This window comes from Maribellus mangrovi, from assembly GCF_037646455.1.
Classification (GTDB): Bacteria; Bacteroidota; Bacteroidia; order Bacteroidales; family Prolixibacteraceae; genus Draconibacterium; species Draconibacterium mangrovi_A.
This window is the reverse complement of record NZ_JBBIXN010000001.1, coordinates 295,758-309,202: the sequence shown is the minus strand read 5'-3', so window position 1 is coordinate 309,202 and position 13,445 is coordinate 295,758. Positions and strand designations below refer to the sequence as shown.

The 13,445-nt window shown below is 44.6% G+C and carries 10 protein-coding genes; all 10 read left to right on the top strand.

Features of this window, described 5'->3' with window-relative positions; genetic code table 11:
• Positions 1-10: 10 nt before the first annotated feature.
• The 10 genes from WFY05_RS01070 to WFY05_RS01025 all read left to right on the top strand — a co-directional run bounded on the left by WFY05_RS01070 (position 11) and on the right by WFY05_RS01025 (position 13,445).
• Entirely contained in the window at positions 11-1,810 is a 1,800-nt protein-coding gene (locus tag WFY05_RS01070; protein WP_340110861.1) for a prenyltransferase/squalene oxidase repeat-containing protein, read from the top strand.
• A gap of 123 nt (positions 1,811-1,933) precedes the next feature.
• Entirely contained in the window at positions 1,934-3,145 is a 1,212-nt protein-coding gene (locus WFY05_RS01065) for an outer membrane protein assembly factor BamB family protein (protein ID WP_340110860.1), read from the top strand.
• A gap of 46 nt (positions 3,146-3,191) precedes the next feature.
• Complete coding sequence (locus tag WFY05_RS01060) at positions 3,192-4,433, top strand: outer membrane protein assembly factor BamB family protein (protein WP_340110859.1); 1,242 nt, start codon at positions 3,192-3,194, stop codon at positions 4,431-4,433.
• 92 nt (positions 4,434-4,525) lie between these two features.
• Positions 4,526-5,950, top strand: coding sequence for an outer membrane protein assembly factor BamB family protein (locus WFY05_RS01055; protein ID WP_340110858.1), 1,425 nt, complete (start codon positions 4,526-4,528; stop codon positions 5,948-5,950).
• Position 5,951: 1 nt separating this feature from the next.
• Positions 5,952-6,917 (top strand): NHL repeat-containing protein, encoded by a 966-nt coding sequence (locus WFY05_RS01050; protein WP_340110857.1) that lies wholly within the window; start codon positions 5,952-5,954, stop codon positions 6,915-6,917.
• Positions 6,918-6,945: 28 nt separating this feature from the next.
• Entirely contained in the window at positions 6,946-7,143 is a 198-nt protein-coding gene (locus tag WFY05_RS01045) for a hypothetical protein (RefSeq protein WP_340110856.1), read from the top strand.
• Positions 7,127-7,699 carry a 4Fe-4S dicluster domain-containing protein gene (locus WFY05_RS01040; RefSeq protein ID WP_340110855.1) on the top strand — a complete coding sequence of 191 codons (573 nt, stop codon included), beginning with the start codon at positions 7,127-7,129 and terminating at the stop codon, positions 7,697-7,699. Before WFY05_RS01045 ends, WFY05_RS01040 begins: the two co-directional genes overlap by 17 nt.
• Before the next feature lie 15 nt (positions 7,700-7,714).
• Positions 7,715-9,085 carry a 4Fe-4S binding protein gene (locus WFY05_RS01035; RefSeq protein ID WP_340110854.1) on the top strand — a complete coding sequence of 457 codons (1,371 nt, stop codon included), beginning with the start codon at positions 7,715-7,717 and terminating at the stop codon, positions 9,083-9,085.
• A 101-nt stretch (positions 9,086-9,186) separates the two neighbouring features.
• Positions 9,187-11,070: a PQQ-binding-like beta-propeller repeat protein gene (locus tag WFY05_RS01030; RefSeq protein WP_340110853.1), complete on the top strand. Its 1,884-nt coding sequence runs from the start codon at positions 9,187-9,189 to the stop codon at positions 11,068-11,070.
• A 32-nt stretch (positions 11,071-11,102) separates the two neighbouring features.
• Positions 11,103-13,445 (top strand): NAD(P)H-dependent oxidoreductase subunit E, encoded by a 2,343-nt coding sequence (locus WFY05_RS01025; RefSeq protein WP_340110852.1) that lies wholly within the window; start codon positions 11,103-11,105, stop codon positions 13,443-13,445.

The window sequence follows — 13,445 nt, the reverse complement described above, 5'->3', positions numbered from 1 at the left end:
AGGGTGAAAGATGAATAAGGAACAGCTTGAAATACGTTTTAATGAGCTCAGCGAAATCCTTCTTTCAGAAATGAATGAAGATGGTTTCTGGTCCGGACGTTTATCATCAAGTGCTCTGGGAGTTGCAGTGGCTGTTGCTGCCCTTCATTTTTACGATGCTGATGAGAATGATTCTGAAATTCAGGCCGGATTGAACTGGTTATCCAGTAATTTTAATTCCGATGGAAGTTATGGCGACACACCCGAAAGTCCGGGGAATATTTCAACCACATTATTAGTTTATGCAGTTTTGAATCTTTATACAGAGAAAAATGAAAAGATAGCAGCAGTTCAGCAAAAGTCGTCAGATTGGTTGTTTGCTCAAAATATTGATCTCAGGACCGGAGATGTAGCAAAATCTATACTTGCTCACTACAAAATCGATTACACTTTTTCGGTGCCGATTCTTACCATGGCGGCCCTTTGTGGAATCCCGCAGAAAGATGCCTTTAAAAAAATACCGCAATTGCCTTTTGAACTGGCTTTGTTGCCACGAAAATTCTATCGTTTGTTGAATTTAAGTGTGGTAAGTTACGCCATCCCGGCGCTGATTGCTGTGGGAATTGTCATTTTCAAAAAGAAAAAATCAGCTAAAGTTGGTAAATGGATTAGAGGAAGTGCAGAAAAGAGAGCTTTGAAAATATTGCAAAAATCGATGCCCGAAAGTGGCGGTTTTCTCGAAGCGATTCCTTTAACGGCTTTTGTGGCTTTGAGTTTGATCAACGCCGGTTATCGCGACCTCGATGTGGTGGGAAAAGGCATTGCTTTTCTGAAAAAAACACAACTAGAAGATGGTGGCTGGCCAATCGATGTCGATCTTTCAACCTGGGTAACGACCCTGAGCATAAAAGCGCTGGGCAACAGAAAAGATGAGGTACTGACCAGTGAGCAGCAAAACCGGTTGAGCAAACATCTCATTGAGATTCAGAACAGAAATATTCATCCGTTTAACGGAACGTCACCCGGAGGTTGGGGCTGGACGAATTTTTCCGGTTCAGTGCCTGACGGAGACGACACTCCAGGTGCAATTTTAGCTTTATTAAACTTGAATAATCCCGATCAGGTAAAAGATGAAGTATTCGCCGGTGTTCAGTGGTTGCTCGAACTTCAAAATTCCGATGGCGGATTTCCGACCTTTTCAAAAGGATGGGGAAAACTGCCTTTCGACCAGAGTTGTGCCGATTTAACGGGGCATTGTCTTTTGGCGCTGGCGACTGCCAAATTAGTCTACAAAAAAGAAATGCAGGCAGATTTTTCAAATGAAGTCCAAGGTGCTCTTCAGAAGGCTTTTGAATACCTGCAAAAACATCAGTTAGAAAATGGATGCTGGTTGCCGTTATGGTTCGGAAATCAGCGGGAAAAAGATCATCATAATCCGGTGTACGGAACTGCCCGTGTATTGGCTTATTTAAAGGACGCGCTGTTTGCCGTTGAAGATGATCTGGCGTTTCAGGAAGAACTTGCAACTTTAATTCCTTCGGCCGAGAATTATCTTGTAAACGTTCAGAATGAGGACGGAAGTTGGGGAGGTGCTAAAAACATTGCAGGTACAATTGAGGAAACAGCGCTGAGTATTACCGCGCTTACCGGCAGCAGCCATCAGCAAGTCTGCGAAAACGGTTTGAAATGGCTGGATAAAAGATTCAGTAAAGAAGGCCTGAAATCGGCTCCAATCGGCTTGTATTTTGCCTCGCTTTGGTACGACGAAAAAATGTATCCGCTCACTGCTTATCTCGAAGCGCTGGTTAAGCAAATCCAGACTCAAAAATAAGAGTAATTTATCTGCTTTTAATCCACTGTAATCCCTGTAATTTAGAGTGATAATAAATTACGATGTAATATTGGCAACATGCTGAATTGATTTTATTTTTAGGAGCTTAATCAACTAAAAGTCATGAGAAAGAAAACTTTGTTATTCCTGCTTTTGAGTATATTTTTTATATCAAACATTGATGCTCAAAATCCTACGGTTTGGCGTGGTGGAAACAACGGTATTTACAACGAAACCGGTTTGTTGAAAAGCTGGCCTGAAAGCGGACCTGAAATACTTTGGTCGTATGAAGGCTTGGGTGAAGGACATTCGTCACCAGTATTTGCCAACGGAAAGATTTACATCACCGGCATGGTAGATGGAGAAGGCTTTGTATTTGTTTTGTCGGAGGACGGAAAACTCTGGTGGAAGAAATCCTACGGGAAGGAGTATACAGATAGCTATCCGGGATCGCGTTCTTCGGTTGTAGTTGACGGCGATCTGATGTATGTTTACAGTGGCTATGGTGTTTTAACCTGCATGGACTCAGGTAACGGCGATGTAAAATGGACAAAGAATTCATTTGAAGATTTTGACGGAGAAAACATTACCTGGGGAGTAACCGAAACGGTACTTATTGACGGCGATGTTGTCTATCTGACACCGGGAGGAAAGAAGAACAATGTAGTGGCACTGAACCGTTTAAACGGTGATCTCATATGGACTTCAGCCGGGAAGGGCGAACTGTCAGCCTACTGTACTCCTTTGCTTGTAGAACTTCCTGCACGTAAACTTCTGGTTACTCATACTGCCGATCATATCATTGGCCTCGACGCAAAAACAGGACAATTACTTTGGGATTATCCGCACACTAATCGATGGAATGTACACCCGAATACTCCGATATTTTATGATGGCGATCTGTTTTGCTTTAGCGGATATGGTCAGGGTGGTGTAAAATTGAATTTAAGTGATGATGGAAGCAGCGTAACAAAGGCATGGACAAAAACTGAGCTCGACAGCCGTATGGGAGGAATGGTGGTTGTTGACGGTTACCTCTACGGATCGGGTGATAATGCCCGTGAGTGGCGCTGCGTGAATTGGGAAACCGGTGAAGAAACTTATGCTGCCAAAGACATTGCCAAGGGTGTCACCATTTATGCCGACGGAATGCTGTATTGCTACAGTGAACGCGGTGATCTGGCCTTGGTAAAAGCCGATCCTTCTGCATTTGAAGTAGTTAGTAAAACCAAGGTTGAGCTTGGAAGTGCTCAGCACTGGGCACATCCGGTTATCAATAATGGTCGGTTGTTTGTCCACCATGGCGACGCACTCATTGCTTACAAAATAAAGTAGCTCTGTTTGTTCAGGTAGAAATTCAAGAACCAAAAGCCAGCTAAAAATGAATCGAATTAAAATATTGATCACTTCTGTTTTACTATGTTATGTAATTGGGACTACTGCCCAACCCATACAATGGCGCGGTCCTGATCGCGACGGACATTTCCCTGAAACCGGGTTGTTAAAAGAATGGCCTGCAGATGGTCCGGAGGAGGTACTTGAGGTTGAGGAGATTGGAAAGGGATTTTCATCTCCCGTTTTTGATAATGGAATGATCTACACTTCCGGAATGATTGATACGCTGGATTACCTTACAGCAATAAATCCTGATGGTAGTTTTAAGTGGCAGGTAGCTTACGGACGGTCGTGGAACAAATCGTTTCCCGATACCCGCAGTACTCCTGTCATAGAAGAAAACCGGATTTACGTGCAGAGCGGAACCGGTCAGGTTTCTTGTATCGACAAAGAAACAGGAAAGGCCATCTGGGAAGTTGATGTTGATAAAGATTTTAATGGAGAGTATCATATCTGGGGAAATTCGGAAACGGTTTTATTGTGTGATGACAAGCTGATTGTTTCTCCCGGAGGTCAGGAAACCAGCATTGTTGCTCTGGATAAAATGACAGGCGAAGAAATCTGGCAAACCAAATCGCTGGGTGGACCACGGGCATACGCTTCCGCCACAATTTTCGAATGGAACGGATTGCGTTACATACTGGCAATAATTGGAACAGATTTAATGGCGATCATTCCTGAAACAGGTGAGATTGCCTGGAGTTACAGGTACTGGGATCCTGAAAAATGGGATCAAAACGGATTGATCTGGACCAATACACCTGTTTTTAAAGACAATACAATTTTTCTTACCATGGGTTACGATTATCCGGCCGTGATGCTCGAAATGGATTCAACAGGAACATCAGTTACTGAAAAATTTGTTGATCACACTTTCGACAATCACCATCACGGTATCATTTTGCACAACGGGTATTTGTACGGATCGAATTGGTTCGACAATAAAAGAGGTCGCTGGATAAGTATGAATTGGGACACTGGTGAAATAAAATATGTTGCCGACTGGGATACCAAAGGTTCAATAGTAATGGCCGATGGGCTGCTTTACTGTTATAACGAACGGGGAAATGTTGGCCTGGTTGAACCCGACCCGGATGGTTTTAAGGTGATCAGCCAGTTCAAAATAAGAAAAGGAGCAGGTCCGCACTGGGCACATCCTTTTATTGCAGATGGAAAACTTTTTATCAGGCACGGCGATGTGCTGATGGTGTATAATATAAAGGCATAATTCGTCATTCCGAACTTGTTTTGGAATCCATTTGAGAAGATGCTGAATCCGTCAGCTGACGGACAGCACGACGGTTCTTGAGATTAACATTAATGACTAAAAAAAGCATAAATATCATCCTGATTGTAGTAAGTGTCCTTTCTTTAGTTGCACTTTTTTGGTGGCTTAGTGCCGACCCAACCAAAGATTTTTCTGTAAATCTTGAAGGAGCCGATAATCGTGGTGAAGGAAATGCCTTTGTGCAAAATGTAACCATTGGTGAATATTTCGAAGAATACAGTTCAGACTACAAACCGTTGAACGAAACCTGGCCAAATTTTCGAGGACCTGATCTGGATAATATCTCGAAATCGCCGGTAAAACTTATCGACAAGTTTGGCCCGGAAGGACCAAAAATTCTTTGGTCGGTGGAATTGGGCGAAGGACATTCGGGAGCGGCCATCTATAAGGGACTGGCCTATGTTTTGGATTACAACGAAGAGGAGCGTGCCGATCGCCTGCGTTGTTTTTCACTAATTGATGGTACAGAGCAGTGGAGCCGCGGCTACGATGTGGCCATTAAACGAAATCACGGCATGTCGCGGACTATTCCGGCCGTGACCGAAGATTACGTGGTAACCATCGGGCCCAAATGCCATGTAATGTGTGTTGATCGCGAAACCGGAAATTTCCGCTGGGGCCTCGATATTGTCAAGGAATACGAAAACGAAATTCCTTTTTGGTACACCGGGCAGTGTCCGCTCATCGATAATGGTGTTGCAATTCTGGCTACCGGGGGAACAAAAATGATGGTGGCTGTAGATTGCGAGACGGGTGAGAAATTGTGGGAGACGCCAAATCCTATGGGTTGGAAAATGTCGCATTCTAGTATTATGCCTTTTACTTTTGGAGGAAGAAAAATGTATGTGTATAGTGCCGTTGGCGGTTTGCTGGGAGTAGCAGCCGACGGACCTAATGCCGGAAAAATTTTGTGGGAAACCAATGCCTGGAACCACTCGGTTGTAGCACCTTCGCCCGTTTGTATGCCCTACGGGAAAATATTCCTTACGGCTGGTTATGGCGCGGGAAGTATGATGGTTCAACTGGTTGAAACCAACGGTGAATTCACGGTTAAAGAGCTTGATGAATACAGCCCAAAAGACGGACTGGCATGCGAACAGCAGACACCAATTTACTGGAACGGGCATTTGTTTGGGATTCTGCCCAAAGACGGAGGTGCTTTGCGGAACCAGATGGTGTGCGTTGCTCCGTCCGATGCTAAAAAGATTGTGTGGTCGAGTGGCAAGGAAACCCGATTTGGTTTAGGACCGTACTTTATAGCTGATAATAAAATGTTTATTCTGAATGATGACGGTACGCTCACCATAGCGCGTCCGAGTACAGAACGTTACATTCAGCTCGATCAGGTTAAAGTACTAGAAAACGCGCACGATGCCTGGGCCCCGTTTGCCCTTGCCGATGGTTACCTGATTATGCGCGATTCGAAAACAATGGTATGCATTGACTTAAACGTTTGAGATGAAAAATAAAGGCATTGTCATATTTCTGATTGTACTTGCAGTGGTGATTGTTGCAGTGATGCTGATCGATTGGTCGTCGAAAAGACCCGATCGGATGGAAGCCAATAAATTTGAATACAGTGTTGATGAGTTCAGGCATGTTGACGAAGAACTGATTCATTATAAAGAAACCCGGAATTTTAAACCCGGATTTGAGAAACCGGCCGGAATCACTATCGAAAAAGATACTATTTACCTGGTTGGGGATAAAAAGTTAATAGTAATTGATCCTGCAGGACAATTACTGATGGAAACTGCTTTTGAAGAAGAACCCACAACGGTTGAAGTAAGCGGAAACAGGATATACGTTGCTTTTAGAAAGGGAGTACAAGTACTGAACAACTCCGGGGTTAAAGTGCTTGGCTGGAACCTGCAAAACGAAAACGCTTACATCACTTCAGTAGCAGTAAACGACGAAAATATTTTTGTCGCCGATGCGGGAACCCGAAGAATCTATCGCTTTAACACAAGCGGCGAACTCATGAATGAATTTGAAGGAAAAGCCAATATTGACGATTCACATGGTTTTATCATTCCCAGCCCGTACTTCGATATGGATATTACGGGATATGGCGATTTGTGGGTGGTGAACCCCGGAATTCACACATTGGAACAATATACTGCCGAAGGTAATCTCAGGGAGCACTGGCAAGCGAGTGGTGCGCGAACAGAAGGATTTAGCGGATGTTGTAATCCAGCGCATTTTTGCTCTCTACCTGACGGAAGTTTTGTTACCAGCGAAAAAGGACTTGTACGAATAAAAGTGTATAAACCGTCGGGAGAGTTTTCAGGAGTCGTGGCTCCACCCGATAAGTTTGAAAATAAGATTGAAGGCGAGGCACCCGATGTGTCAGTCGATAGCGAAGGAAATATTTACGCACTGGATTTTGACCGAAAAGTACTGAGGGTATTTGAGAAAAAATAGCGTCAGAGACGAATTAAAAATGGAGAAAATGGATCGAAAAAAATTCATACAAACCGGAGGAAGATTATTGCTGCTTGGAGGATTTGCCGCTGCATCGGGTTACCTGGTGATGAATAAAAAGGTTAGCGCCACATGCTCGGTTTCTCCAACATGCGAGAATTGTGGAAAATTCAGCAAATGTGAACTTCCACAGGCGAAGGAGGTAAAAGATGGAAAAGAAAAATAAAGCACAAAGCCGGAGAAAGTTTATCGAGAACGGAGCACGTCTTTCGTTGTTGCTCTCGCTTGGGACAGTTAGTTTTGCGGCGCTGCGAAAGGTAACTACCGACGATTATGTCTGGCAGATCGATCCTTTTAAATGCACGCAGTGTGGTCGCTGTGCCACCGAGTGTGTTATGACACCATCGGCTGTAAAATGCATCCATGCTTTTGATTTGTGTGGTTATTGTGATTTGTGCGGTGGATACCTGAAACCCGATGCCAATGCACGAAGTACAGCGGCCGAAAACCAGTTATGTCCAACGGCAGCCATTGAGCGTCGCTTTATCGAAGAGCCATATTTTGAATACCACATTGATGAAGATTTGTGTATCGGTTGTGCCAAATGCGTGGCCGGTTGCACATCGTTTGGAAACGGCTCGCTCCATTTGCAGATCATGCACCACATTTGTGTCAATTGCAATGAATGTTCCATTGCCCGTGTTTGCCCAAATGACGCCATTAGCAGGGTACCGGCAAGCGAGGCTTATAAAGTTAAAGGCGACTGGACAAATCCGGCTTAGACTGATTAAAACTGAATGAACAAAATCGATCAAATAGAAAATAGCAATAAACTACAAGCTGCAACCTGCAAGTCATTTGAAAAAAGGACTGAATACTGTGATTGCGACTGGAAACTATATTTCTTGAAATATGCAAAGGTTGTAGTTTTTGCTGTTGCCTTTTTCGTTTCAACTTTTACTTTAAGTGCGCAGCAACAACGCTTTCCAAAACCCGAATTCGATACCGGCTACGAACAGCCCTCACCGGTAACACCCGAGCCAAGGGCTTTAGCCATGGAATACATCGATGTACTGGTGTTGCTTTTGGTACTCTCTGCCGTCACCTGGATGGTAATTAAAAAGCGTTCGCGGCGAGGAGTTCTATGGCTGTCGGTTTTTACCCTGGCGTATTTTGGATTTTATCGTCTTGGTTGTATCTGCAGCATCGGTGCCATTCAGAATGTAACCTTAACGTTTTTTGATGCCACTTATGCAATTTCGCTGACTGCACTTCTGTTTTTTTTAATTCCACTGGTTTTCACCCTTTTTTTCGGGAGAACATTTTGTGCAGGTGCCTGTCCGCTTGGGGCCATTCAGGATTTGGTGATTATAAAACCGATTAGCCTACCCAAATGGCTGAATAAAACGTTGGGATTGATCCCGTACATTTATCTCTCTCTGGCTGTTTTGTATGCAGCAACCGGAACCGATTTCATCATTTGCCGATACGATCCGTTTATTGGCATTTTCCGGATGGATGCGAAATTTTTAATGGTAGTTTTTGGCGTGGCCTTCCTGTTGATGGGAATGTTTGTTGCCCGCCCTTACTGCCGTTTCCTTTGTCCGTATAGTGTTCCGCTGAATTGGATGTCGCGGTTTTCTCGGCGGCACGTCACCATAACTCCTTCATCATGTATTCAGTGTAAACTGTGCACCAATTCCTGTCCTTTCGATGCCATCGATTTTCCTGCCAACGAAAAAGAGGTTGTAAAGTCTGGTTTAGGACCGAAACGCTTTCTGACTTATGCGCTGGTTATTCCATTATGGGTGGCGCTTGGCGTTTTTGTGGGAAATAGATCGTATGTGTTTCTTTCGAAGGCCAATCCAACGGTTTATCTAGCTGAGCTCCTGATTTCCAATCCTGAAATCCGGAATGATCCTGATAATATTGATGTGCAAACTTTTATGTCGATGGGAAAAACGATGGATGAGTTGGTGGTGGAAGCTGAAACCATTCAGGACAAGTTTTATACAGGAAGTATGATTGCCGGAGGATTTCTGGGACTGATAATAGGAATGACATTATTGAATACGGTGGTTTTCCGTAAACGACAGGATTACGAACCGCATAAAGGAAACTGTTTCAGTTGTGCCCGTTGTGTGGATTATTGTCCGGTGGAAAAGTGATGAACAGTAAATTGAAATATTGAAACTAAAAAAGCAGGAGGAGGAGTTGAAAATTGAAAAAATTTTCAGACTTCATGCTTCCATCTTCAAACCAAAAATATATGACCAACAACGATAAATTAATAATAGCACAGAACATCGCCCTGATTGCCGGTATCTTTTGCACGGCTGTGGCCATTTTGTTGCTATTGAATTTCTGGCAGATCACAAAGAGCGATCCTATTGAAAGCAAGGCGCTTGAAGCTCTGGTCGAACGCCTGAAAGATGAGCCTAATAACGAAGAATTAAAGGCCGAGATCCGTAATTTCGATTTGCTGGCGCGCAAAGCTTATTTTAACAGTCAGTGGCAGGTAAAAACCGGCGCTTACCTTATGTTGTTCGGAGCCATTGTGCTGGCATTTGCACTACGTGTTTATTATTCTTTGAAAAGCAAAATTGAAGAACCGGATGCTAAATTGGAGAATGAGATCACCAGCCGGATTTTGGCACAAAAAGGAGTTATAATTGTCGGAGCAGTTGTTATGGTTCTGGCTGTGGTTGCATCGTTCGCAACTGTTAATCACCTGAATTATTACAGTGCCGAAAGCCTGACAGCACAGAATGAAACAACTCCAGAAGATGAGGGTATTGAGGTGATTGAAATAAAACAGTCATCAGGTTCTGAAAAGCAGGATGGAGCAGTGGAAATTGCTAATCAGGAAGCCGGTGATGTGAGTGAGGTGACGGAATCGACTGATGAGCAGTCTGTTGAGCCGACGACCTCAGAATCAAAGGAAAATACAGCAGAAAAGGTTGTTGAGGAGAAACCTGTGAGCACAAGTTCCGGATTGACTTTAGCCGATGTAAAAGCAAATCATAATTCATTCCGTGGACCGCTGGCGCAGGGTGTGATCTTTCATAAAAATATACCGACAGAATGGGAAGGGGCTTCAGGAACAAACGTTTTGTGGAAATCTCCGGTACCGAAACATGGCTATAATTCGCCAATAATTTGGGGCGATAAAATATTTATTGCCGGTGCCGATGCAGCCAGCCGCGAGGTGTACTGCTACGATCGGAATACCGGTAAACTCTTATGGACCGGCGTGGCCAATAACATACAGGGATCGCCGGCAACAATGCCACGGGTTACTCCCGATACCGGTCTTTCGGCACCTTCGCTTACTACTGACGGTAAAGCGGTATTTGCCATATTTGCTACCGGCGATGTAATTGCTTTTGATATGGAAGGCAAGCGACTTTGGGCCCGAAATCTTGGCGTTCCAAATAACCATTACGGACATTCGTCGTCGCTGATTACCTGGGGAGGGAAACTGTTGGTTCAGTACGATACAAACTCCGGAGGTAAAGTACTGGCACTTGATAATAAAAGCGGTGAAACAGTTTGGGAAACGGTAAGAGATGCAAAAATTTCATGGGCCAGCCCGGTACTTGCCGAGATCGATGGAAAATATGAGGTGATATTGACTGCCGATCCGATAGTGGCCGGTTACGATGTGGAGACAGGCGAAGAGCTTTGGAAAGTAGAATGCATGATGGGAGAGGTTGGGCCTTCTGTGGCTTACGATAACGGATTGGTTTTCGCAGCCAACGAATATGCGCGGCTGGTGGCCATCGACGTGAAAACGAATTCGATTGTTTGGGAAGATGATTATTACCTGCCCGAGGCATCGAGCCCGGTTGCACATGATGGTTTGCTGATCGTTTGTACCAGTTACGGCGTTATTGCCTGTTACGATGCTAAAAGCGGCGAAATGTACTGGGAAGAAGATGTTGGTACCACGCTCTATTCTTCTCCGGTAGTGGCCGACGGGAAATTATTTATAATGGATAACGACGGAGAGATGCGAATCTACGAATTTGGAAAAGAGTTGAAACAAGTGGCTGAAAATGAGCTGGGCGAGACAGCCGGAACAACTCCTGCATTTTCGGATGGACGGATTTATATCCGCGGAGATAATAATTTGTATTGCATCGGAGAATAAACTTGTAGTCTTCGCGAATTTGCGAGAAAAATATGACTGAATACAACCAATATATCGACCAACTAATACAGGAAAAAGGCACAACAAAAAAAAGCCTGATTCCTATTTTGCAAGCCATCCAAAAGGAATACAATTACCTTCCGGAAGAAGCCTTGCGCTTACTGGCCGACAAATCAGAAATAACAGCTGCAGAAATTATTGGGGTGGCCAGTTTCTACTCACAATTTCGTTTGCAGCCTGTTGGCGAACACATGATTAAGGTTTGTGTGGGAACTGCCTGCCATGTAAAAGGAGCCGTTCAGGTGTACGATGCTTTTCGTCGGGAAATGAAACTTGCCGAGGGTGTTGATACCGATGAGTCGGGAAAATACACTTTAGAGAAAGTGGCTTGTTTGGGATGTTGTACATTGGCTCCGGTAGTTCAAATCGATGGAACTACTTATGGCCATGTGGCTTCCGATCAGGTTGGACAGGTCATAGAAGATTTTGAAAGCATAAAGGGCAAAAAAGATACCGGAAAGGCACGAAAGGCTGACGGTTCCGAAATTCAGGGAGAAATACGGATAGGACTGGGATCGTGTTGTGTGGCAAGCGGAAGCGAGGAGATCAGGGAAGAAGTGGAGCAGGTGGTCAACGAAAGTGGTATGCGTGTAAATCTGAAACACGTGGGTTGCGTGGGAATGTGTCACCAGGTTCCGCTGGTTGAAGTTGTTCCCAACGAAGGAGATGCCACATTATATGCCAAAGTAAAACCCGAAGATGTAAAAGACATAGTTGAGTCTCATTTTCAGGCTCCGGGATTATTTAACAAGCTAAAAAATAAATTGCTGCACACGGTAGAAACCATTCAAACTGATCGCAACTGGGACGGTGTTCAGCGCTATGAAATCAGTATGCGCGAGAAACCGGTGGCTTCTTTCCTTGGAAATCAGTTGCCCATAGCCACCGAATACCGCGGGATGATCAATCCGCTTGATATTGAAGAGTACAAAAAGAGAGGTGGATTCTCGGCATTGCAGAAGGTGATGAAATCGATGTCACCCGACGAGGTGGTGGAGCAGGTCAAACAAAGTGGAATTCGGGGACGGGGAGGAGCCGGCTTCCCAACCGGATTAAAGTGGGAGTTTGTCAAAAAGGAAAAAAGCGATTTAAAATACCTGATCTGCAATGGCGATGAGGGCGACCCCGGGGCTTTTATGGATAGGATGTTGCTCGAATCGTATCCCTACCGGATCATCGAAGGAATGACAATTGCTGCATTTGCCACTGGAATTCATAAGGGTTATTTCTACATCAGAGCAGAGTATCCGCTGGCGGTGAAACGTATTCGCGAAGCCTTGGAAATATGCAGGAAGAATAAACTGCTTGGAGAAAGTATTCTGGGAAGCGATTTCGATTTCGATTTACAGATTTATGAAGGTGCTGGTGCATTTGTCTGCGGCGAAGAAACTGCACTGATCGCTTCCATTGAAGGTAATCGTGGATTTCCGAGGATTCGTCCGCCGTTTCCGGCACAGAGTGGTTTATTCGGAAAGCCAACCCTGGTTAACAACACAGAAACCTTTGCTCAGATCGCCTATATTTTACGCGAAGGCTGGCAGAAGTTTGCCGAAATAGGAACAGGCAGAAGCACCGGAACAAAAGTATTTGCACTGGCCGGTAAAGTTGCCCGTGGCGGATTGATTGAAGTACCGATGGGAATTACAATCCGCGAAGTGATTGAAGAGATTGGTGGCGGTATTGCCAATGGACGGAAGTTTAAGGCAGTGCAAATTGGTGGTCCGTCAGGCGGTTGTATCCCCGCTGAATATGCGGATACTCCGATTAATTTCGAGTCACTTCAGGAAAAAGGCGCCATGATGGGATCGGGCGGATTGGTGGTGCTCGATGATACCGATTGTATGGTAGATATTGCCCGCTATTTTCTGTCATTCACTCAGGAAGAATCCTGCGGAAAATGTACGTTCTGTCGTGTGGGTACGCGGCGGATGCTTGACATTCTGGAAAAAATAACATCGGGAAAAGGAAAACCCGGAGACATTGAGGAATTGGAAAAACTGGCTGAGTGGACTAATAAAGGAAGCTTGTGTGGACTCGGAAGAACGGCACCAAATCCGGTGTTAAGTACATTGAAGTATTTCAGGGAAGAATATGAAGCGCATATTAACGGAACATGCCCGACCGGTAAATGCCCGGACTTGATCACCTATTCGGTAAATGATGAGTGTATCGGATGTACCAAGTGCGTACAAAAGTGCCCGGTTGATGCCATCCCGTTTACACCACACGAAAAACACAGCATCGATACCGAATTATGCATTAAATGCGATGCCTGCCGGGCTGCCTGTCCGGTGGATGCGATTGATGTGAAATAG